The organism is Microbacterium sp. CCH5-D1, assembly GCF_001557335.1.
In the GTDB taxonomy this organism is placed as follows: domain Bacteria; phylum Actinomycetota; class Actinomycetes; order Actinomycetales; family Microbacteriaceae; genus Microbacterium; species Microbacterium oxydans.
In genome coordinates this window covers 1-20,260 of record NZ_LSJW01000031.1, presented here as the reverse complement: position 1 = coordinate 20,260, position 20,260 = coordinate 1, and the positions used below count along the sequence as shown (strand labels likewise).

Here is a 20,260-nt window from a genome sequence, read left to right as displayed (position 1 = left end):
CCCGATAGGCTGAGGACACCGGTCCTTTTTCTGCAGAACACGGAGAACCCCCATGCTCGACGGCGCCTTCCTCTCGCACGCACTCCTCTGGCTGATCGGCGCCATGACCGTGTGCGCGGCCGTCACCTCGTTCATCGCGCTGTTCGCGATGGGCCGCTCGGGTTACCGCAAGGACTGACGAGCGACAGCGGCGCTAGCGCTGCCCCACCGCCGCGGCGATGAGCGCGGACGCGGTCCGCACGTCCGCCGCCGCGTCGATGCTGATGCCCTCTTCGTCCGCATCGAGCGACTCGAGGGTCTGCAGCTGGGAATCCAGCAGTGCGGCCGGCATGAAGTGATCCACGCGCAGGCGCATCCGCTCCTCGAGGACGTCGCGACCGATCGCCAGTTCGGCGAAGAATGCCTCCGGCGCCTCGTCTCTGATGAGGTCGCGATAGACGCGTCGAAGGGCTGAGCACGCGACGACGACGCGCTCCTCCGCCTGGAGGGTCTTCCCGACGAGGCGGAGCCAGGGCTGTCGATCCGCATCGTCCAGCGGAACTCCAGCGGCCATCTTGCCGACGTTCTCCGGCGGATGCAGGTCATCGCCGTCGATGAACCGCGCTCCGAGAGAGTCGGCCAGGAACGCGCCCACCGTCGACTTGCCGGAGCCACTCGGACCCATCACCACGATGCGCACGCTCATGCGCCTCTTCCGAAGTCGATGAGCACCTTGCAGGAGCTCGCAGGGTCGGCGGCCCGTGCGAACGCCTCGAGCGCATCGTCGACCGGCAGCACGTGGCTGATGATACCGCGCACGTCGAGGCTGCCGTCGGCGAGAGCGGCGATGACCTCGTCGAACTCCGCCCCGAAGCGGAACGATCCGCGCAGGGTGAGTTCGCGCGTGATCGCGGTGGCCATCGGCGCCGGCACGTCGCCCCCGCGCTGCAGCCCCAGCATCACCACCACGCCCCCGCGGACGGCGGCGGAGACGGCGGCCGCGAGACCGGGGACGGTGCCGCTGGATTCGATCACGACATCGGCGTGCAGCTCGGAGATCTCGCTCTCCGCCCTGGCGTCGATCGACAGGATGCCACGCGCTTCGGCGATCTCCCGCGGCAGCTGCTGCAGATCGGTGACCGTCACGGAGCTGGCCCCCTCCCGCTGGGCGACGGCCGCGACGAGTTGGCCGATGGGTCCGGCGCCGATGACCACGACGCTGCGACCTCGGACGTCGCCGGCTCGCCGCACACCGTGCCAGGCGACCGCGGCAGGTTCGGCCAACGCCGCCGTGCGCAGATCGAGGCCGGTGGGGAGAGCGTGCAGCATCCGCGCGGGGAGCGCCACGCGACGGGCGAAGGCCCCCTGAGTGTGAGGCAGGTGCATCGCCGACCCGAGATACGTCGATGCCGGTGCGAGGTTGGGATGCTCGGCCGGCCAGGGTGTGCGCCCGTCCCCGTGCGCGGTGAGCGGGTGGACGGCCACGGGCGTGCCGACTGCCGGCCCCGAGCCGTCGGCTGCGGCGACCGTCACGACACCGGACACCTCGTGCCCGAGGATCATCGGCTCCCGCAGCACGGAGGCCCCGGCGGCTCCGTGCCGCCAGTAGTGGAGGTCTGACCCACAGACGCCCCCGAAGGCCACGTCGACCACGGCCTCGTCCGCTCGGGCCATCGGCGCACCGATGTCTTCGATCCGCAGATCGTCGGCGGCATGCGCCACCACAGCGAGGTTCTCCACCGCGCTCCTTCCCCGGTCACACGAAGGGCGTGACCAATCGGATGCCCGCCACATCGACGGTCACGGTCTGTCCTGGCGCCACGACCGCCTGGGAGTGCGGCGCGCCGGTCATGATGACGTCCCCGGGACCCAGCGGTGACCACGCGGCCACATACGCGAGGCATTCCCGGATCGACATCGGCAGCTGAGCGCTCCCGGTGGCGGCGACGCGGCGACCGTCGATCGCCACCTCGAGCGTCACATCGTCGATGCCTGCGTCGGTGTCGATCCAGGGACCCAGCGGGGTGTAGCCCTCCCCCGACTTCGACTCGAAGTTGCGCGGGTCGACCTCGGCACGCTCGGGACTGGAGAGGTCGTTCACGGCGGTGACGCCGAGGACGTACTCCTGCGCGTTCTGCGCCGTCAGCCCTGCGGTCGGGCGTCCGATCACGACGGCGATCTCGCCCTCAGCCACCTGTGCACCGGCGTCGCGGCGCAGCGTCACCGTCACCCCGCTGCCGACCACGGTGCGCGGGCTCTTGAGCCACGCCTGCACCGGCGAGGCGTGGTCAGGGCCGTTCTGGGCGATGCCGATGATGACGACCGGATCCACCGGCGCGATGACGGTCCCCTCGACGGTCTCGCCGATGTCTCCCGGCTCGGTCCCGCCGGCGAAGGCCGCGAAGGGGTCGGTGATCGGCACCGGGCCGTGGATGCCGTCCCGCACCCACACGGGGCCACCGGGTGCGGCGACGCGACCGATGCGCATCAGACGACCGCCGTCATGCCGCCGTCGACGAACAGCGTCTGCCCGTTGACGAAGTCGCTCGCGGAGCTCGCAAGGAACAGCAGAGCGCCGACGAGATCCTCGGTGTCTCCCCACCGACCGGCGGGGGTCCGTCCGCGCACCCAGTCCGAGAACTGCTCGTCGGCGACGAGCGCCTTCGTGAGCTCGGTGGCGAAGTACCCGGGGGCGATCGCGTTGGCCTGGATGCCGTGCGGGGCGAGGTCGGCGCACAGGCCCTTCGTGAACATCACGATCGCGCCCTTGGTCGCCGCATACGCCGCTATCGAAGGACGGGCGAGCTGAGATTGGACACTGCCGATCTGGATGATCTTGCCCGAACCGCGCGCGATCATCCCGGCGGAGACCCGACGTGACAGGTGGAAGACGCTGGACAGGTTGGTCTGCACGAGTGCATCCCAGTCCTCGTCCGCGAACTCGGCGATGGGCGCGCGTCGTTGGACACCGGCGTTGTTGACGAGGATGTCAGGGGCGCCGACCAGCCGTTCGACCGCGTTCATCCCCTCGTCGACCGCTGCAGCATCGGTCACGTCGAAGACGACGCTGTGCACGTCGGCCCCGGTCGTGCGGGAGATCTCCCTCGCCGACGCGTGCGCCTTCGCCGCATCGCGCCCGTGCACGACGACGGTCGCTCCGGCTCCGGCCAGCCCCGCGGCGAGCGTCTTCCCGATGCCCTGGCTCGACCCGGTGACCAGCGCCGTCCGCCCCGTGAGATCGAAGGCAGCCAGTCCCGCAGGCAATGCCGTCATCGCCCCACAGCCTTGATCGAGACGGTGGTGGCGAACACGTCGTCGCCGGCCTCGGCGCGCGAGACCTTGATCGCGTCGTCGACGCGGGTGAGGTCGCGACGGAGGGTCTCGGGAGCGAGGAACGTCGATGCGGTCGTGATGAGAGCGAGCACCGCCATGTAGATGGCCAGCAGAACCCAGTTGCCGTCGCTGACCGCGATCAGGTACGCGCCGAGGACACCGGCGAGGCCGCCGGCGAGCACGGCGGAGATCTCGCGGGCCATGGCGACGCCGAGGTACCGGTGACGGTTTCCGAAGAGTTCGGGGAGCATGGCGCACTGCGGTCCGAGCATGCTGTTCACCGCCACGCCGATGCCGATCGCGATCACACCGATCGCGATGGCGTAGTTCCCGAGCGACAGGAGCCACCATGCGGGGAACGTGTAGACGAGCATGAAGACCGCACCGAACCGGTACACCGTGCGGCGGCCGAAGCGGTCGGACAGGTGCCCTGTGAACGGCACGGAGAAGACGCCGATCAGCGAGCCGAGGGTGACGCCCCAGGTGAGCAGGCTCTTGTCGGCGGTGTCGCCGACCACCGTCACGAAGAAGGCGAGGCCGAGCGTCTGGAACATGTACGAGCCGCCGTTCTCCGCCATGCGCAACCCGACGCCCACGATCACGCCGGGGAGACCATGCGTGAAGATCTCCCGGATCGGACGATCGGCGATCTGCTCGTGCTTCTCGAGTTCGACGAACGTCGGCGTCTCCCGCAGCCGCATCCGGATGAACAGCGCCAGCAGGATCAGCGCGAAGGAGGCGAGGAACGGCACGCGCCATCCCCAGCTCAGCAGCTGGTCCTCGGGGAGCAGGGTGATCAGGCCGAAGACGACCGCAGCGAGCAGCGTGCCCGCCTGGATGCCGACGAACGGAAGAGCCGAGAAGAAGCCGCGGCGCTTCACCGGCGCGTACTCGGCCATCAGCACGGTCGCCCCTGCCTGCTCTGCACCGGCACCGAAGCCCTGCAGCAGTCGCATCAGCACCAGCAGGATCGGCGCCCACACGCCGATCGCGGCGTACGTGGGAAGCAACCCGATCGCCGTGGAGGCTCCACCCATCAGCACGATGGTCGCGACCAGCACCCACTTGCGTCCGAGCTTGTCGCCCAGGACACCGAAGAACAGTCCACCGAACGGACGCGCCAGGAATCCGACGCCGAAGGTCGCGAACGCGGCGACCGTCGCCATGGCCGGGTCGTCCTGGGGGAAGAACAGGACGTTGAAGATCAGGGCGGTCGAGAGGCCGTAGAGCGCGAAGTCGAAGTACTCCAGCGCGCTGCCGATGCTCGACGCGAGCGTCGCGCGGCGCAGATTCGCCGCGTATTCCGGGTCGTCCGACGCTGCTCGGGCTGAGGTGCGGGGGTCTGTCACGGCCATCTCCTTCGATCGGCTTCGCCTGCGGCGTGATGACGACTGTACCAGCCTGTTGAATTCCGTTCAACCCTTTGGACGGGTTGTGGCCCGCTTTCTCGCGCACGAAGAATCGCCACCCCTCAGGAGGGCGGCGGCGCGTCCGGGGAGGTCAGCGTCGGACGGCAGCGCTGAACGGATTCGTGAGCGCGGCGGCGGCCTCGCGCAGTGCCTCGCCCACACGCTCGATCCGCTCGTAGTCGGCCTCGGCCGCACGGATCGCGACACCGAGTGCGAGCGGCGGATCGGTCGGCGCCCACCCCTCCAGGGGCACGGCCACGCCGACGATGCCGCGGAAGGATTCCTCCGCGTCCAGCGCCCAGCCTCTGCGGCGGGCTGTGGCGAGCACTTCGAGAAGCCCCGACATGGTGGTCGCGCTGCGCTCGGTGAGCTGCGGGAAGACGGCGTCAGCACCGAGGAGTTCGGTCACCTCGTCGTCGCTCATCGCGGCGAGGAGCGCGCGTCCGGTCGCCGACAGCGGGGCCGGGAGACGAGACCCGAGCGGGGTGCCGAGACGGAGCGAGCGCGAGCCCTCGTGACGGGCGAGGTACAACGCGTCCGTGCCGTCGAGCATGGCGACCTGCACCAGTTCGGAGGCGAGCTGCGGCGAGGCCTCGCACACGCTGTAGAACTCCCGCACCTGGTTGAACTGCGCGGCGAACGCGCCACCCAGTTCGGCGGTGCGCACGCCGAGGCGGTAACCCTGCGGCGTGCGGTCGACCATGCCGCCGGCCTCGAGCGCGAGACAGAGGTTCGCGGTCGACGACTTCGCCAGTCCCAGGTCCCCGGCCAGCTCGGTGAGCGTGCGCGGGCCACCGGCCTCGGCGAGGATCCCGAGCAGGCGGATGCTGCGGGTCACGGCGGGTGCGGGGTCTCGCCCCTCGCGGGTGTCGTCATCCATGGCCGCGCCTTTCGCGCTCGGGATCCCTCAGGCGGTGAAGACCTGCAGGTCGATCAGTAGAACTCGACCGTATCGACCACGGCGGCCAGCGGCTCGCCGTCCAGCAGGCGTGCCGCGTTCTCCGCGAAGCGTCGAGCGATCCGCTCCTCCTCCTTGGAGCTGAGGGCTGCGGTGTGCGGGCTCACCAGCACGTTCGGGTGCCCCCACAGCGGCGAGGCGGCATCGAGCGGCTCCTGCTCGAACACGTCGAGGGCGGCGAAGGCCACGCGACCATCGTCGAGCGCGCCGAGCAGCGCGACCTCGTCGATAACGGTGCCGCGGCCCACGTTGGCGATGATCGCACCGGGCTTGACGGCCTCGAGCACGTCGGCGCCGATCAGATGGTGCGTCTGCGCCGTGCCGGGAAGGGTGACGACGATCGCGTCGACACCGGCCACGGCCTCGGTCAGCTCGCCCAACGGCACGAGACGATCCACACCCGCCACCGGCTCACCCGAGCGCGTCGTGCCCCACACCCGCGCGCCGAGCGCATGGAAGCGCCGTGCGCATTCCGAGCCGATGCCGCCGAGACCGACGACCAGGACCGTCATCTCGTCGAGCTGACGCATCTCCCAGCGATCCGGCCAGGTGCGCGTTCCCTGGTCGGCGAGGAGGCGCGGGAGGTTCTTCGCACCGGCCATGACCCCGAACACCGCGAACTCCGCGAGCGGGCCGCCGTGCACGCCGGCGCTGGTGGTGAAGACCACACGGTCGAGCTGGGAACGGTCGAGGCCGGCAGCCTTGACCGAGGCTCCACCCCCGGCCGCGGTCGTCATGACCCAGCGCAGCCGCGGGTTCGCAGCCACCGTGCGAGCCAGAGCCCCCGCGTCGACATCGGGGATCCCGAAGAGCACGTCTGCGGAATCGACCAGCGCATCGAAGGCCTGCTGTTGCTCCGGCGTGCGCGTGTACTGAGGATCACCCGACCAGTCGGCAGGACCCCGCATCGGCGGCATCAGATCGTGGTCGCGGAGCACCTCGAGGCGCGGCTCGAGCTCCTCGATCAGTCGGCACAGCTCTTCCCGCAGCGGCACCGCCACGACGGCACGCAGCTTCTTCTCGGTCCCCGTCATCTTGGTCCCCTCCTCGGGAAGTCTGAATCACTCACCTTAGCCCAGTTCCATCCTGTTGGACACTGTTCTATCTGTTGGATTGTTGCTACGGTGTGCGCATGAGCAACACACCTGCCACCGTCGGCGTGGTCGGCCTCGGCGCGATGGGTCGCCCGATGGCGGACCATCTGCTCGCCGCGCACGGTCGGCTCGTCATCCATGCCCGCCGCCCTCAGCCGGAACTGCTGGCTGCCGGTGCCTCCTGGGCGGAGACGCCACGCGAACTCGCCTCCAGAGTAGACGTCCTTCTCATGATGCTGCCCGACCTCCCCCCTTTCGAAGCCATGCTCGACGGGCCGGACGGGTTGCTGGCCGACGCCGGCGACCTGCTCATCCTGATCGGGTCCACGTCGTCGGCGCCGGCCGTGCGCGCGCTCGCGGAGCGGGTGGGCGCACAGACGCAGGGACGGGTGCGAGTCGTCGACTGCCCTGTCTCCGGCGGTGAGGACGGTGCGATCGCCGGAACCCTCTCGATCATGCTCGGAGGGGACCAGGAGGACGCGGCGATCGCCGCCGAGGTGCTCGCCCCCTGCGGCAACCCTGTGCTGCTCGGCCCGCTGGGCGCGGGCGAGGTCGCCAAGGCCTGCAACCAGCTCGTGGTCTCCGCCACGATCATGGCGCTCGGTGAAGCCACGGTGCTCGCCGAGCGCTCGGGACTCGACCTCGATGCGCTCTGGTCGCTGCTCTCGGGCGGATACGCCGGATCGCGCCTGCTCGACAGTCGCCGCGAGAAGCTCGTCACCGGTGACGACTCCCCCAGCGGGATCGCGCAGTACATGGTGAAGGACCTCGGCTTCGCCGCCGACATCGCCGAGGCCACCGGCACCGCGCCCGTGCTGCTCCCCACCCTGCGTGCGGCTTTCGACGAACTCGTCGCCGCCGGGCTCGGAGACCGCGACATCGCGGTGTCGCGGCGCTTCATCGCCTCCCGCGACATCGCCTCTCACGACATCGCCTCTCACGACACAGGTCGCCACTGACCTCCCGGACAGCGATACTCTGAAACCACCCCTTCTTCACGATCTCGAGGAGCCTTCTGTGCCCGAAGCATCAGCGAACATCGGAGTCGTCGGACTCGCCGTCATGGGCTCGAACCTCGCCCGCAACCTCGCCAGCCGCGAGGGCAACACGGTGGCGATCTTCAACCGCAGCTACGAGAAGACCCAGACGCTCCTCGACGAGCACCCCGAGGCCGGCTTCGTACCGGCCCGCACCTACCAGGAGTTCGCCGACTCGCTGCAGAAGCCGCGCACCGCGATCATCATGGTCAAGGCCGGGGGTCCGACCGATGCGGTGATCGACTCGCTGGTCGAGGTGTTCGAACCGGGCGACATCATCGTCGACGGCGGCAACGCCTATTTCCCCGACACCATCCGTCGCGAGAAGGCCGTCCGCGAGACCGGCATCAACTTCGTCGGCGCCGGCATCTCCGGCGGCGAGGAGGGCGCCCTCACCGGACCCTCGATCATGCCGGGCGGCTCGGACGAGTCGTGGGTCACCCTCGGGCCGATCCTCAAGTCCATCGCGGCGATCGCCGAAGGCGAGCCCTGCGTCACCCACGTCGGCCACGACGGCGCCGGTCATTTCGTCAAGATGGTGCACAACGGCATCGAGTACGCCGACATGCAACTCATCGCCGAGGCCTACGACCTCATCCGCCGCGGCACCGGCAAGTCGCCCGCCGAGATCGCCGAGATCTTCGCCGAGTGGAACAGGGGCGAGCTCGAGTCGTACCTGATCGAGATCACGGCCGAGGTGCTCCGCCAGGTGGACGCCGAGACCGGCAAGCCGCTCGTCGACGTGATCCTCGACCAGGCGGGAGCCAAGGGCACCGGCGCCTGGACCGTGCAGACCGCGCTGTCGCTCGGCGTACCGGTGTCGGGCATCGCCGAGGCCACGTTCGCCCGCTCGCTGTCGTCGCACCCCGAGCAGCGCGCCGTCGCCGGCGGCCTTCCCGGCCCCGACGAGGAGTTCACGGTCTCGGCCGAAGACACCGAGCAGTTCATCGAGGACGTGCGCCTGGCACTGTATGCGTCGAAGATCGTCGCCTACTCGCAGGGCTTCGACGAGATCCGCGCCGGCGCGGCCGAGTACGGCTGGAACATCGACCTCGGCGCGATCTCCAAGATCTGGCGCGGCGGCTGCATCATCCGTGCGCAGTTCCTCAACCGCATCGCCGATGCCTACGCGGCGACCCCCGACCTCCCCGTGCTGATGACCGCACCCTACTTCGCCGAGGCGTTCACCCGGGCGCAGTCGTCGTGGCGTCGCGTCGTGGTGACCGCAGCGCAGGCGGGCATCCCGGCTCCGGCGTTCTCGTCGTCGCTGTCGTACTACGACGGCATCCGCGCCGATCGCCTGCCTGCCGCTCTCGTGCAGGGACAGCGCGACTTCTTCGGCGCGCACACCTACAAGCGCATCGACAAGCCAGGCACCTTCCACACGCTGTGGTCGGGTGACCGCACCGAGATCGAGGCGGAAGACACGCACTGACGTCCCGTCGACGAAGGGCCGGGTACCGCGAGGTACCCGGCCCTTCGTGCATCATGACCCCCGCGGGTCACGACGGCTCGCCGCTCACGGCGCCGCAGCGAGCCCCTCCCTCGTGATGTCGCGCACCGTGCCCTTCGCGAGACGGAGACGCCGGGTCGCTCGCCGCGCCACCGCCGAGTCGTGGGTCACCACGATGACCGTGATCCCCTCGGCGCACAGCGATTCGAGCAGCGCCAGGATCTCGTCCCGCATGCTCTCATCGAGGTTGCCCGTCGGCTCGTCGGCGAGCAGCACTCGCGGCTTCTTGACGAGGGCACGCGCGATGGCGACCCGCTGCTGCTGCCCTCCGGAGAGCTCCGCCGGCAGATGGTCACCTCTGTCGTCGAGACCGACGTGGGCAAGAGCCTCCGCGACCCTGGCGCGTCGCTCGGCCCTGTCGACCCCCAGCGGCTCGAGCGCCATGTCTACGTTCTCGGTGGCGGTGAGAGTCGGGATCAGGTTGAACCCCTGGAACACGAAGCCGATCTCCTCCGCCCTGATCCGGGTGAGCTCGGCGCTCGAAGCGGACGCGAGTTCGCTGCCGTCCAGCAGAAGCGATCCGGTGGAGGGTGTGTCGAGGGCGCCGAGCAGTTGCAGCAGGGTCGACTTGCCCCCTCCGGTGGGGCCCTGGATCGTGACGAACTCGCCGGACATGATGTCGAGGTCCACGCCCGTCAGCACTTTCACGATGCGCCCCTTCTGCGTGTACGTCCGGGTGACGCCCGTGACACGGTAGAGCGGTTGCTCCCTCCCGTCTGTCGGCGCCGTCGGTGCGAGGTCTGCCGTGATCATGGTCTTCTCCTTCTCTGGGGTGTCCTTCTGCGGGGATGTCGGGTTCGGTCGCTCATCGTTCGCCCGAGACCTGGTCATGCGACCGAGCGCAGCGCCTCGGCGGGACGGAGACGGGCGGCCCTCCAGCCGCCGAACGCTCCGGCGACGACACCGCCGAGCACGGCGAGTCCGACGGCGGCCAGCAGCACCCCCGGCGTGAAAGGTGCCTGGAGCACGATGTCCGCCGTCTGCTGTCCCTGGAACACCGCCCCGCCTCCGGTCGGGCCACCGCCCATGCCGCCAGGACCTGCTTGACTTCCCCCGCTCGCAGCGACGGTGGGACGCAGGACGTTGATGAGCACGATGCCGATGACACCCAGGACGAGGCCCGCGGCTCCCCCGATGAGTCCCTGCACCATCGACTCGCCCGCGACCTGGCGAACGACCCGCCCGTTCGACCAGCCGATCGCCTTGAGGGTTCCGAACTCCCTGGTGCGACGGCCCACGCCCGAGAGGGTGAGCAGCACGGAGAGCAGCAGAGCGACGGCGAGGACGATGACGGAGAGCCAGGTGCCGAGGTTCGTGATCAGCGTCGTGGCGCTGGAGAGGGAACCCGACACCGTCGAGGCGAGCTCGGACTGCGACGTGACGGTGGCGTCAGGGAGCTCTTCGGCGAGCGCGGACTGGACCGCATCGATCGAAGCGGCCGAATCGGCCTGGACGTACACGGTGGAGATCACGTCGTCGACTCCGGCGAGCGTCTGCGCTGTGCGCAGCGGCAGATACACGTTCGCCGCCGTGTCCGCACTGTCGGACGTGGATCCGAGGATCCCGACGACCTCCACATCGGAGCCGGCCACGTCGATGGTGTCTCCGACCGTGATCCCGTTCGTGGAGGCGTACGTGCTGTCGACCATGGCGACCAGTGCCTCGGCGTCATCGGCGTCGAGGCCGCGACCGTCCGTGACCGTGGCCGAGGCCATCGGTCCCACGGCGGTGGCAGCTGGATCGATGCCGAGCACGGAGAAGGAGTCCACCCCGAAAGAGCCCCCGCCGCCCGCTGCGCCATCCGGTGGCGTCTGCCCTTCCTCCGGCGCGGCGGGCTGCTCGCCGTCCTGCGGCGCGAATCCACCGCTGGGCACCTCGCCGGAGAACGTGGAGTTCGTGAGGCTCAGCGCCCCGGATGCCGCCGAGACGCCGTCGGTCGCGGCGACGGTGTCGAGCACGGACGAGTCGAGGGTGCCGCGCAGGAAGTCGGTTCGCAGCGTGGACTGTGCGAGCGTGGTGGTCTCACCATCGCTCTCACCGGCATCCGCATCGAAGTCGAAGCGCGGCCCCTCCCCCTGGCCCGGCTCGGCGGCAGCGCCCGTGACCGTGAGGTCGGTGCCGACTCCGTAGACGGACGCGAGAGCCTGCGCCTGGGCGTCCCGCACCCCCGCGGTGAGGGCGTTGACCACGATCACCAGTGCGATCGCGATCGCCAGCCCGATCGCGACGATCAGGGTCTGCTTCCTGCGTCCGGCGAGTTCGCGCCGCAGATACGTTCTGTACATCTCTCTCCTTCCGCCGCGGCCATCGCGGGGCGAGATCGACGTTAGGAATCGCGCATAAGCGGAATCGAGGGTCCGGTGATGAGAACGCTATGGAGCGCGGATCACACCGCCCGCACGGCCTCCACGAATGCCCTGGCGCGGACAGCGAGAGCGTCGAGGTCGCCGCCTGAGGTCGCCGCATCGCCGACCAGAGGTCCACCGACCCCGACGCCGAAGGCACCGGCCGCGAGAAAGTCGCCGACGGTGTCGACGCTCACACCTCCCACGGGGATGATCCGCGCGTGCGGGAACGGATCACGCACGGCGCGGATGAAGCCGGGACCGAGTGCCGACGCGGGGAACAGCTTCACCGCCGCGCTGCCGAGGTCGTGACCGCGCTGGACCTCCGTCGGCGTGTAGACACCGGGCAGGACGCCGATGCCGCAGCTGACGGCGTAGGGCACAGATGCGCTGAGCGTCGGGGTGACCATGAACTGCGCGCCGGCGGATACGGCGCGATCGACATCCGCCTCGTCGAGCACGGTGCCGGCGCCGATCAGCGCGTCGATCGGAGCGTCGTGCACCACCTGCGCGATCGCCTCCTCCGCGTCGGGGAGGGTGAGCGCGATCTCGAGCGTGCGCACGCCGGCTTCCAGGAGGGTCCGTGCCGCGGCGACCGTCGCATCGACGTCGGTTCCGCGGAGGATCGCGACGAGCCGCGTGCGGCGCAACCGTTCCCGCAGCTGGTCGTTGTCGACGGCGCTCACAGCGCGCCCTCCCCTGCGATGCGGGCGGTCGGCACCGCACCTCGCCACGGGTATGCGGGGACCCCTCCGACCTCGACCTGCACGCCGAGAAGCGCACCGTCGGCGTCAGCTGGTTCTGCCAGGCCGATGCTCGCGGTGGTGATCACGAGCAACCGGTGAACGAGGGCTACGGCGGTCGGACGCTTCGCCGGAAGGACGATGGTCTCCACGAGCTGACCGTCGGGAGAGTAGCGGCGCACCTCGGAGGCGTCCCAGACCGCGACCCAGAGCATGCCCTCGAGGTCGATCGCCATGCCGTCGGGGTTGCCGCCCTCGACCCGGCACACCGTGCGGCGATTCGACAGCTCCCCGTCCGGCGCCACGTCGAAGGCCTCGATGCTGCGGTCCGGCAGAGTGTCGATGTAGAACAGCGTGGATCCCGTGCTGTCGAAGGCGAGACCGTTGGACACCGTGACCCCTTCCAGGCGAGCAGTCGGCTCACCATCGGGGTCGATGCTCCACAGCGTGCAGTGCGGGTCGCGGGGCATCGACTGGCTGCCCACCCAGAAGCGACCGACCGGATCACCGCCGCCGTCGTTCATGTAGTCCCCCGGTGCGGCGATGTCATCCGTGAGTGGGCAGACGGCTCCGTCGTCGCTCACGTGCACGACGCGACGATCGACTCCGACCAGCCAGCCCTGCCCCGGCTGCGCGAGCGGGATCGGGGCACCGATCTGCGCGCCGACGACGACCGCGGACCCGGGGATCACTCGCCCGCCGTCGATACGCCCGCGGTGCAGCGAACCCGTGGCCATGTCGATCCAGGCGAGGCTGCCGTCGCGACCGTCCCACCGCGGAGACTCGGCCTGGACGTATCGGGCGTCGGAGAGGATCTCGACGGTTCGGGAGGGCAGGGTGTGCGACATCCGGGGGCGTCCTTCGCTGGTAGCTCGTAACCGTTATGTGGCAGACTATCTCACAATATGCATAACACTTGCGAGAAATGTGGACAGACGATGATGAAGGCGGGAAACAGCTGATGGCTCCGACACTCCATGGCTTGATGCCCATCCTGGCAACACCCTTCGACGAATCGGGCGCCCTCGACCGTGCCGGCCTGCGTCGGCTGGTCGAGTTCCAGCTCGCCTCCGGGGTCGACGGTGTCGCCGTCTTCGGCATGGCGAGCGAGGGCTTCGCACTGACGACGGAGGAACGTCGGACGATCCTGGACGATGTCGTCCGGGTGGTCGACGGCAGGATCCCGGTGATCGCCGGCGTCAACGGCACGTCCACCGCGACCTCGATCGAGCAGGCGCTCCTCGCGGAGGAAGGGGGCGCCGACGCGCTCATGGTGCTTCCGCCGTTCATGGTGAAGCCGCCGGCAGCGACGCTCGTCGACTTCTACGGCGACGTGGCCGCGGCCACCTCGCTCTCCGTCATGGTGCAGGACGCTCCCGGCGTCACCGGCGTGGTGATGGCTCCGGCTCTGATCGCCGAGATCGCCCGGCTCGACGGCGTCGACTCGGTCAAGGTGGAAGCTCCCCCGACGGCACCCAAGGTCGGGGCCGTGGTCTCGGCGATCGATGACCCCGACTTCGCCGTGCTCGGCGGACAGAACGCGCAGTTCTGCCTGGAGGAGTACGCCAGGGGCGCCGTCGGCACGATGCCCGCCTGCGAGTTCCCCGACCTGCTCGGCCCGGTGCTCGACAGGTTCCTGGAGGGGCGCGTCGACGAGGCCAGAGCCGAGTTCCGTCGTATGCTCCCTCTCGTGCTCATCGGTCTGCAGGGCGGCATCGCATGGGCGGTGCACAAGGAGGTTCTCGTCGCGCGCGGCATCATCGACTACGCGACGGTCCGCTACCCCGCGTCGCGCCTCGACTCCGGCAGCCGTGCGTCCGTGAAGCTCGTGATCGACGAGCTCGCCCTTCCCCCCATCCCCACCACGGTGCGCGTGTGACCGGCCGCGGCGTGCTGCTGATCGGCGGCAGCTCCGACATCGGTCTCGCGATCGCCCGCGCCTTCGCCGACGGCGGGGACACCGTCGTCGGCGTGGGGATCGATGACAGCGACGACGCCGTCTTCGCGCGGTATCTCGTCGCGGACTGCAGTCGGCCGGAGGCCGCCGATCGCGCCGTCGCGGATGCGGAGCAGGCTCTCGGCCGACTCGATGTCGTCGTGCTCGCCGCCGGACGCATGCCGATCGCCCGCGCCGAGACCACGAGCGACGAAGACTGGCGCGGCGCCCTGGGGGCCACGCTCGACTCGGCGTTCTTCGTGGCGCGCGCGGCTCTTCCCCGCCTCTCCGCCGGATCGTCGATCGTCGCGGTGACCTCCGTGAACTCGTCGCTCGCCGCCCCGGCCTTGGCCGCCTACGCAGCCGCCAAGGCCGGAGTGGACGGCCTCGTACGGCAGCTGGCGCTGGACTACGGCCCCCGAGGCATCCGCGTGAACGCCGTGCAGCCGGGCAGCATCTCCGCGCAGGACACCGGCGAGAGCGAGGGCTACCCGCTCGGACGCATCGGCCGTCCGGAGGAGGTCGCGTCCGTCGTGGCGTTCCTCGCCTCCGACGCCGCGTCCTTCGTCACCGGCACGTCGATCGCGGTCGACGGCGGCCTGTCGATCTCCTCCCCCGCGGCCTGGCTCAAGCCGGTGCTGCGCGAACGCTGGCTCTGACCCGCTCACCTCTACGAAGAAGGCCGCGTCCCTTTCCGGGGACGCGGCCTTCTTCGTATCTCCAGCAGCTCTCGATCAGGAGTTGGCGTCGAGCAGCCCCTGGACTTCCTTCTTCAGCGCGTTGAGGCCGGCCTGCACCTCGACCTGCCCGGCGAGGATCGTCGCGACACCCGCGCCGATCGCGGCGTCGATCTGCGCGGTCACCGCGACGCGGTCCCACGCGGCACCGCGTGCATGCTCGGAGACCTCGGTGCGGAACGCGCCCTGGAACTTGTCCGCCGCGAGGGCCGGGATCTTGTCGGCGACGCTCTTGGCGGCAGGTGCCACCGCGGAGTTCTCGTAGAGCGCGGTCGCCGCTTCGACGTTCGTCGCGGCGTAGAGGATGAAGTCGCGGCTCGTGAGCTCTCCCTCACCCGCCGTCGCGAAGACACCACTGCCCCAAGCCCGGTTGAACGAGTCCTTGCCACCGGCGGTCGGGCGCGAGATGGCCCCGATGTTGTCGATGATGTTCTGCGCCGCACCGTTCGTCTTGACGAAGGTCGACGCGAGCGGGGCATCGTCGTACAGGGCCGCTCGACCGCTCGCGAACAGGATGCGGGCATCGCTGCGTGCCACGTTCGTCTGCGTCAGACCAGCATCCTGCAGGGACTTGTACCAGGTGACGGCCTTGACGCTCTCGGCATCTCCCAGGGTGCACTTCAGGTCGTCGGTGACCACGTCGCTGCCGAAGCCCCACATCCACGGGACGGCGTCCTTCAGGTCGGGGTTCTTCGTGACGGCGGCGTAGGGGATCAGCGACGAGTCCTGCTTCTTGATCTTCTCGAGCGCCGTGGCGAACTGCTCCACGGTCATGCCCGACTTGATGCCGACGCTCTTCGCGATCTCGCCGTTGGTGATGATGCCGATACCGGCAGCCGTGAGCGGGAGCACGAGCAGCTTGCCGTCCATCGTGTAGGAGTCGAGCACACCCTGCGGGATGCCCAGCCCCTTCGCGAGGTCGGAGAGGTCGGCGAGCACGTTCATGGGGGTCAGCACCTGCCACCCGCCCGACTGCCCGACGCCCATGAGGTTGCCGGAGCGTCCGGTCAGAGCCAGCTGCGTGGCGGCCTGATCGTAGGGGTAGATGACCGGGGCGACCTTGACGCCCTCCTGCTTCGAGAAGCCGTCGAGGATGCCCTGCCACGCCGACTTCAGAGCCTCTTCGCCGAGCGAGTTGCCGTAGAAGTTGATGGTCTTGGCCTTGGTGGCTCCTGCGGCCGTGGCTCCGGCTCCGGTGCCGGGGGCGGCGGGGGTCGCACAGCCGGCGAGCGCGAGTGCGCCGAACGCCGCCAGGACGGTTCCGCCTCCGAGGAAGGCTCGGCGGCTCAGCTGCGAGTTCGAGATGTTCATGGAGACTGCTCCTTCGGGATGAGGGGTGACGAGCGGTGCTGCGGTGCGGCGCTATCCCTTGACCGCCCCGGCGGCGAGGCCGGAGACGAAGTAGCGCTGCAGGAGGATGAAGATGAGGACGAGTGGGAGGGAGGTGATCAGGGACGCCGCCATGAGCGCGGGCCAGTCCGCCGTGCCCTCGCGGATGAACGCCTGGGTGAGACCCGCCGGCAGCGTCTGCTTGTCGGGTCCTGCGAGCGTGAGGGCGAAGAGGAGATCGCTCCAGCCCCGCATGAAGGCGAACATCCCGGCGGTGATGAGTCCGGGGACCACGAGCGGGAACACGATGCGGAACATCGTCCCCGTGCGCGAGAGTCCGTCGACCTTGGCCGCCTCGATGATGTCGTCCGGCAGTGCGTCGATGATGCCCTTCAGCAGGAACACCGCGAGCGGCAGCGTGAACGTCGTGAACGAGATGATCAGTGCCGTATAGGTGTACAGCAGCCCTGCCGAGCTCAGCATCAGGTAGAGCGAGATGAGCAGCAGCGCACCGGGGATCAGCTGACCGATGAGGAACATGAACATCACGGCGTTGCGACCGCGGTAGCGGAACTTCGACAGGGAGTACGCCATCAGTCCGCCGACCAGGACGGCGAGCAGAGCGGTTCCGGTGGAGACGATGATGCTGTTGAGGAGGTTCTTCAGCAGCAGGTCGTTCTGGAAGAAGCCGATGAAGTTCTCGAAGGTCGGATCCACAGGGAAGAACGGACGGTCGAGGGAGAAGACGTCCTCCTTCTTCGTGAAAGCGGTGGCCGTGAGCCAGTACACCGGGAGCAGGCCGAACAGCGCCAGCAGCAGGAGCAGGACACGTCCCGGGATGGACAGGTGGGGGCGGATGATCGACTCCCCCACATCGCGACTACGGCGCATCACTTCTCCAGCCGTCGGTTGAGGAACAGGTATCCGGTGGTGATGATGGCCAGCAGGACCAGCCAGAGCGTGCCCATGGCTGAGGCCTTGCCCAGCTCGTAGCTGCCGAAGGCGAGATCGTAGAGGCTGACCGCGAGCGTCGTGGTCGAGTTGCCCGGCCCTCCACCGGTCATGACGAAGATCGTGTCGAAGTTGCCGAAGTTGTAGATGAACTCCAGGACGGCGACGAGGGTCACGGGGCCTGCGATGTGCGGCAGGGAGATGTGGCGGAACCGCTGCGCGCGAGTCGCACCGTCGATGGTGGCGGCCTCGATCTGCTCGCTCGGAAGGGTCTGCAGCACCGCGAGGGCCACGACCATGATCCAGGGGAACGAGTGCCACGTCTTGGCGATGACCACGGCCGCCATGGCGCCGGTCGGGGTGCCCAGCATGCTGACCTCGGGAAGGCCGAACACCGAGAGCACGTGGTTGACGACGCCGTAGCTGTCGTTGAAGATCCACGCCCAGAGGAAGGAGACGACCACACCGGGGAGCAGCCAGGGAAGCATGAGGGCCCCGCGCAGGATGTTCCGTCCGCGCATGCGGGCGTTCAGCAGCAGCGCCAGGGCCACGCCGAGCACGAGCGGGAAGATCGTGGAGAGCGACGCGAAGACGAGGGTCGTGCCGAGCCGCGCGAAGAACTCGTCCCAGACGGCCGCGTAGTTGTCGAGACCGACGAACGTGCGCTCCGGACGCAGGAGAGATTGATCGAACAGGCTCGTGAAGATGCTCGACACGAGAGGGAAGATCGCGATCACGAGGAACAGGAGGACCGCGGGAAGTGCGATCATGAAACCGAAGGTGCGATCCTTCGCGCCCAGCGTGGAGCGTCGCCCGGAGCGTGGCTCGACGGCCTTCTGCTCGCTCTCTGCGGGCCGCTCGAGTATGGCTTGTTGCATTGCAGTCACTTTCCAGTAGAGACGACCCCCGCGGGGCCCTGCGCGTCGTCGTCACAGTCGTCGACGTCGACGTGCGGCCAGTTAACCACAATGCGGATGCGAAATCCACAAAATGCATACGACACCCACATTTGTGTTGCTCGAAGCCATTTCTCTGAATAGGATGACTGGCAGCGGTGACCAGCCGCGACGTCGCCCACGCGGCGGCAGTACTGAGGAGGAGTGACCATGGCATCGGAATCGGTGGGCGGCACCCAGACCGTCGAACGGGCGATGTCGTTGCTCGCCTGCTTCACCGAGGAGTCGGGCGAACTGCGGGTCTCGGAGCTCTGCACCCTCACCGGGCTCGGCCAGTCCACGGTCTCGCGGATGATGTCGGCGCTGGACCGCATGAAGTTCGTGGTCCAGGACCCGCGCACCGGCCTGTACCGCCTGGGTCCGGCCGCCGTCTCGCTCGGCACGATCGCCCTCAACGGCTCCCCCATCTTCCGCGCAGCGCGGCAGATCGCGCAGAACCTCGCCCGCCGGATCGAGATCGGTGTGAACGTCGCCGAGCTCAGCGGCTTCACCTTCATGTACCTGTGCAACTTCGAGGGGGCGCTCGCACCGAAGTCGTTCGACATGGCGGGCCGCACGGGTCCCCTGCACGCCACCGGCATCGGCAAGGCTCTGCTCTCCGGCATGACCGACGCGCAGGTGGACGAGTACTTCGCGCAGGCACCGCAGCGCTTCACCCCGCACACGATCGTCGACCGCGAGGCCATGCAGCTCGCGCTCGATGAGACGCGCAGCCGCGGCTACTCGACCGAGATCGAGGAACTCGCCTTCGGACGCGCCTGCATCGCCGCCCCGATCCGCAACCGTGCGGGAGAGATCGTGGCCGGCATCTCGGCGAGCGGCCCGCTGTCCGTGTTGGATCTGCACGCCCCGCATCAGGAGCTCGCGCTGCAGCTGATCGAAGCCGCCGACGAGATCTCCGTCGCCCTCGGATACAGCCCTTCCCGCACCGCATCCGCGTTCGCCGCGCTCTGACGCCCGGCCGCGACGCTCCCTACCCCTGACCGCGGCACCAGCCGCCGACCGCTCGCCCATCGATGTCTTTGGAGACCCCTGTGAGAATCACGCGCGTCCAGACCTTTCCCCTCTACCTCTCGAAGGAGGAGGCGAACAACTCCTACGCGGGCGACACCGCCGTCGACCACCGCGGCTATGTGATCCGCCCACCGTGGCGGAGCCTGTACTCCCCCGGTTACGAGACCCTGCTGGTGAAGATCGAGACCGACGAGGGGCTGATCGGGTGGGGCGAAGCGCTCGCTCCGGTCGCCCCGGTCGTGGTCGCGGCGATCGTGGACAACCTGCTGGCCCCGCTCATCCTCGGCGAGGACCCGCGTTCGGTGCGCACGCTCTGGCACCGGATGACCGAGTCGATGCGCGAGCGCGGGCACCTCACCGGCCATCAGGCCGACGCCATGGCAGCCGTCGACATCGCCCTGTGGGACCTCTGGGGTCACGCGATCGGGCTCTCGGTCTCGGAGCTCGCCGGCGGACGCTTCCACGAGGTGCTGCCCACGTACGTCTCGGGCATCCGCGGCGTAGACGACGTCGAGCGCGCGGAGAAGACGGCCGAGCTCGTCGAAGGGGGCGTGCGGCGCATCAAGCTGCACCTCGGCGTCGACATCCGCACCGACCTCGCCACCTACGATGCGGTCCGCGGCGTTCACCCCGACCTCGACGTCGCGCTCGACGCGCACTGGACCTACCGCCTCGGCGAGGCCCGTGCTCTCGGCCGGGAGCTCGACGACCGCAGGGCCTGGTTCTTCGAGGCGCCACTCGCTCCGGAAGACGTGGAGGGCCACCGAGACCTCGCTTCCGCGCTCGCGACGCCGATCGCGGTCGGCGAGGCGATGCGCAGCCGCTTCGAGTTCACCGACTGGCTCACCCGCCGCGCGGTCGGCCTCACGCAGCCCGACATCGGCCGTACCGGCATCACCGAGGGCCTCGCGATCTCGGCGGTCGCC

At 69.2% G+C, this 20,260-nt stretch carries 21 protein-coding genes; 7 read left to right on the top strand and 14 right to left on the bottom strand.

Annotated features, from left to right (window positions below):
• The first annotated feature begins 52 nt into the window (after positions 1 to 52).
• Positions 53 to 178, top strand: coding sequence for a hypothetical protein (locus AX744_RS21180; protein WP_017828452.1), 126 nt, complete (start codon positions 53 to 55; stop codon positions 176 to 178).
• A 15-nt stretch (positions 179 to 193) separates the two neighbouring features.
• On the opposite strand, the gene AX744_RS01925 is transcribed toward AX744_RS21180, so the two are convergent.
• The 7 genes from AX744_RS01925 to AX744_RS01895 all read right to left on the bottom strand — a co-directional run bounded on the left by AX744_RS01925 (position 194) and on the right by AX744_RS01895 (position 6,713).
• Positions 194 to 685 (bottom strand): gluconokinase, encoded by a 492-nt coding sequence (locus tag AX744_RS01925; protein WP_046748928.1) that lies wholly within the window; start codon positions 683 to 685, stop codon positions 194 to 196.
• Positions 682 to 1,719, bottom strand: a complete 1,038-nt coding sequence (locus AX744_RS01920; RefSeq protein WP_061015234.1) for an alcohol dehydrogenase catalytic domain-containing protein — start codon at positions 1,717 to 1,719, stop codon at positions 682 to 684. The genes AX744_RS01925 and AX744_RS01920 overlap by 4 nt, the downstream gene beginning before the upstream one ends.
• 16 nt (positions 1,720 to 1,735) lie before the next feature.
• Positions 1,736 to 2,467 (bottom strand): fumarylacetoacetate hydrolase family protein, encoded by a 732-nt coding sequence (locus AX744_RS01915; RefSeq protein WP_046748926.1) that lies wholly within the window; start codon positions 2,465 to 2,467, stop codon positions 1,736 to 1,738.
• Positions 2,467 to 3,252 (bottom strand): SDR family oxidoreductase, encoded by a 786-nt coding sequence (locus AX744_RS01910; protein WP_046748925.1) that lies wholly within the window; start codon positions 3,250 to 3,252, stop codon positions 2,467 to 2,469. Before AX744_RS01910 ends, AX744_RS01915 begins: the two co-directional genes overlap by 1 nt.
• Complete coding sequence (locus tag AX744_RS01905; RefSeq protein WP_046748924.1) at positions 3,249 to 4,667, bottom strand: MFS transporter; 1,419 nt, start codon at positions 4,665 to 4,667, stop codon at positions 3,249 to 3,251. Before AX744_RS01905 ends, AX744_RS01910 begins: the two co-directional genes overlap by 4 nt.
• A 145-nt stretch (positions 4,668 to 4,812) precedes the next feature.
• Positions 4,813 to 5,601 (bottom strand): IclR family transcriptional regulator, encoded by a 789-nt coding sequence (locus tag AX744_RS01900; RefSeq protein WP_046748923.1) that lies wholly within the window; start codon positions 5,599 to 5,601, stop codon positions 4,813 to 4,815.
• A gap of 53 nt (positions 5,602 to 5,654) precedes the next feature.
• Positions 5,655 to 6,713 carry a D-2-hydroxyacid dehydrogenase gene (locus AX744_RS01895; RefSeq protein ID WP_058632435.1) on the bottom strand — a complete coding sequence of 353 codons (1,059 nt, stop codon included), beginning with the start codon at positions 6,711 to 6,713 and terminating at the stop codon, positions 5,655 to 5,657.
• A gap of 98 nt (positions 6,714 to 6,811) precedes the next feature.
• On the opposite strand from AX744_RS01895, the gene AX744_RS01890 reads away from it, so the two are divergent.
• Both AX744_RS01890 and gndA read left to right on the top strand, forming a co-directional pair.
• Positions 6,812 to 7,732, top strand: coding sequence for an NAD(P)-dependent oxidoreductase (locus tag AX744_RS01890; protein ID WP_061015233.1), 921 nt, complete (start codon positions 6,812 to 6,814; stop codon positions 7,730 to 7,732).
• A 58-nt stretch (positions 7,733 to 7,790) separates the two neighbouring features.
• Positions 7,791 to 9,245 (top strand): NADP-dependent phosphogluconate dehydrogenase, encoded by a 1,455-nt coding sequence (gene gndA / locus AX744_RS01885; protein WP_058632437.1) that lies wholly within the window; start codon positions 7,791 to 7,793, stop codon positions 9,243 to 9,245.
• Between the two features lie 84 nt (positions 9,246 to 9,329).
• Here the strand turns inward: gndA and AX744_RS01880 are convergent, their stop codons facing one another.
• The 4 genes from AX744_RS01880 to AX744_RS01865 form a co-directional block, all read right to left on the bottom strand.
• A complete protein-coding gene (locus AX744_RS01880) occupies positions 9,330 to 10,076 on the bottom strand; it encodes an ABC transporter ATP-binding protein (protein ID WP_058632438.1) in 747 nt (248 codons plus the stop codon).
• Positions 10,077 to 10,150: 74 nt separating this feature from the next.
• Positions 10,151 to 11,608: an ABC transporter permease gene (locus AX744_RS01875; RefSeq protein ID WP_061015232.1), complete on the bottom strand. Its 1,458-nt coding sequence runs from the start codon at positions 11,606 to 11,608 to the stop codon at positions 10,151 to 10,153.
• A gap of 101 nt (positions 11,609 to 11,709) precedes the next feature.
• Positions 11,710 to 12,354 carry a bifunctional 4-hydroxy-2-oxoglutarate aldolase/2-dehydro-3-deoxy-phosphogluconate aldolase gene (locus AX744_RS01870; RefSeq protein ID WP_197429143.1) on the bottom strand — a complete coding sequence of 215 codons (645 nt, stop codon included), beginning with the start codon at positions 12,352 to 12,354 and terminating at the stop codon, positions 11,710 to 11,712.
• Positions 12,351 to 13,259, bottom strand: coding sequence for an SMP-30/gluconolactonase/LRE family protein (locus AX744_RS01865; protein ID WP_061015231.1), 909 nt, complete (start codon positions 13,257 to 13,259; stop codon positions 12,351 to 12,353). The genes AX744_RS01870 and AX744_RS01865 overlap by 4 nt, the downstream gene beginning before the upstream one ends.
• 137 nt (positions 13,260 to 13,396) lie before the next feature.
• Between AX744_RS01865 and AX744_RS01860 the strand changes: the two genes are divergently transcribed.
• Positions 13,397 to 14,290 (top strand): dihydrodipicolinate synthase family protein, encoded by an 894-nt coding sequence (locus AX744_RS01860; protein ID WP_231728721.1) that lies wholly within the window; start codon positions 13,397 to 13,399, stop codon positions 14,288 to 14,290.
• The gene (locus AX744_RS01855) at positions 14,287 to 15,006 is read left to right on the top strand and encodes an SDR family NAD(P)-dependent oxidoreductase (protein WP_046748917.1); all 720 of its coding nucleotides are present in this window, start codon (positions 14,287 to 14,289) and stop codon (positions 15,004 to 15,006) included. Before AX744_RS01860 ends, AX744_RS01855 begins: the two co-directional genes overlap by 4 nt.
• A gap of 75 nt (positions 15,007 to 15,081) precedes the next feature.
• Here the strand turns inward: AX744_RS01855 and AX744_RS01850 are convergent, their stop codons facing one another.
• The 3 genes from AX744_RS01850 to AX744_RS01840 are packed head-to-tail and all read right to left on the bottom strand — an operon-like array spanning position 15,082 to position 18,242.
• On the bottom strand, positions 15,082 to 16,395 hold the full coding sequence (locus tag AX744_RS01850; RefSeq protein ID WP_061015229.1) for an extracellular solute-binding protein: 1,314 nt from the start codon (positions 16,393 to 16,395) through the stop codon (positions 15,082 to 15,084).
• Positions 16,396 to 16,446: 51 nt separating this feature from the next.
• Entirely contained in the window at positions 16,447 to 17,304 is an 858-nt protein-coding gene (locus AX744_RS01845; RefSeq protein WP_052674532.1) for a carbohydrate ABC transporter permease, read from the bottom strand.
• Positions 17,304 to 18,242, bottom strand: coding sequence for a carbohydrate ABC transporter permease (locus AX744_RS01840; protein WP_045262209.1), 939 nt, complete (start codon positions 18,240 to 18,242; stop codon positions 17,304 to 17,306). Before AX744_RS01840 ends, AX744_RS01845 begins: the two co-directional genes overlap by 1 nt.
• 228 nt (positions 18,243 to 18,470) lie before the next feature.
• On the opposite strand from AX744_RS01840, the gene AX744_RS01835 reads away from it, so the two are divergent.
• A complete protein-coding gene (locus AX744_RS01835; RefSeq protein WP_046748916.1) occupies positions 18,471 to 19,274 on the top strand; it encodes an IclR family transcriptional regulator in 804 nt (267 codons plus the stop codon).
• Positions 19,275 to 19,354: 80 nt separating this feature from the next.
• Positions 19,355 to 20,260, top strand: a 906-nt coding sequence (locus AX744_RS01830) for a mandelate racemase/muconate lactonizing enzyme family protein (RefSeq protein ID WP_061015228.1), incomplete at its 3' end; no start/stop codon positions are given.

Excerpts from the sequence above, each read along its gene's own strand:
- AX744_RS01915 (WP_046748926.1), bottom strand. The coding sequence starts at position 2,467 with ATGCGCATCGGTCGCGTCGCCGCACCCGGTGGCCCCGTGTGGGTGCGG.
- AX744_RS01925 (WP_046748928.1), bottom strand. The coding sequence starts at position 685 with ATGAGCGTGCGCATCGTGGTGATGGGTCCGAGTGGCTCCGGCAAGTCG.
- AX744_RS01840 (WP_045262209.1), bottom strand. The coding sequence starts at position 18,242 with ATGCAACAAGCCATACTCGAGCGGCCCGCAGAGAGCGAGCAGAAGGCC.
- AX744_RS01895 (WP_058632435.1), bottom strand. The coding sequence starts at position 6,713 with ATGACGGGGACCGAGAAGAAGCTGCGTGCCGTCGTGGCGGTGCCGCTG.
- AX744_RS01850 (WP_061015229.1), bottom strand. The coding sequence starts at position 16,395 with ATGAACATCTCGAACTCGCAGCTGAGCCGCCGAGCCTTCCTCGGAGGC.
- AX744_RS01880 (WP_058632438.1), bottom strand. The coding sequence starts at position 10,076 with ATGATCACGGCAGACCTCGCACCGACGGCGCCGACAGACGGGAGGGAG.
- AX744_RS21180 (WP_017828452.1), top strand. The coding sequence starts at position 53 with ATGCTCGACGGCGCCTTCCTCTCGCACGCACTCCTCTGGCTGATCGGC.
- AX744_RS01865 (WP_061015231.1), bottom strand. The coding sequence starts at position 13,259 with ATGTCGCACACCCTGCCCTCCCGAACCGTCGAGATCCTCTCCGACGCC.
- AX744_RS01900 (WP_046748923.1), bottom strand. The coding sequence starts at position 5,601 with ATGGATGACGACACCCGCGAGGGGCGAGACCCCGCACCCGCCGTGACC.
- AX744_RS01890 (WP_061015233.1), top strand. The coding sequence starts at position 6,812 with ATGAGCAACACACCTGCCACCGTCGGCGTGGTCGGCCTCGGCGCGATG.
- AX744_RS01910 (WP_046748925.1), bottom strand. The coding sequence starts at position 3,252 with ATGACGGCATTGCCTGCGGGACTGGCTGCCTTCGATCTCACGGGGCGG.
- AX744_RS01835 (WP_046748916.1), top strand. The coding sequence starts at position 18,471 with ATGGCATCGGAATCGGTGGGCGGCACCCAGACCGTCGAACGGGCGATG.
- AX744_RS01860 (WP_231728721.1), top strand. The coding sequence starts at position 13,397 with ATGCCCATCCTGGCAACACCCTTCGACGAATCGGGCGCCCTCGACCGT.
- AX744_RS01875 (WP_061015232.1), bottom strand. The coding sequence starts at position 11,608 with ATGTACAGAACGTATCTGCGGCGCGAACTCGCCGGACGCAGGAAGCAG.
- AX744_RS01905 (WP_046748924.1), bottom strand. The coding sequence starts at position 4,667 with ATGGCCGTGACAGACCCCCGCACCTCAGCCCGAGCAGCGTCGGACGAC.
- AX744_RS01845 (WP_052674532.1), bottom strand. The coding sequence starts at position 17,304 with ATGCGCCGTAGTCGCGATGTGGGGGAGTCGATCATCCGCCCCCACCTG.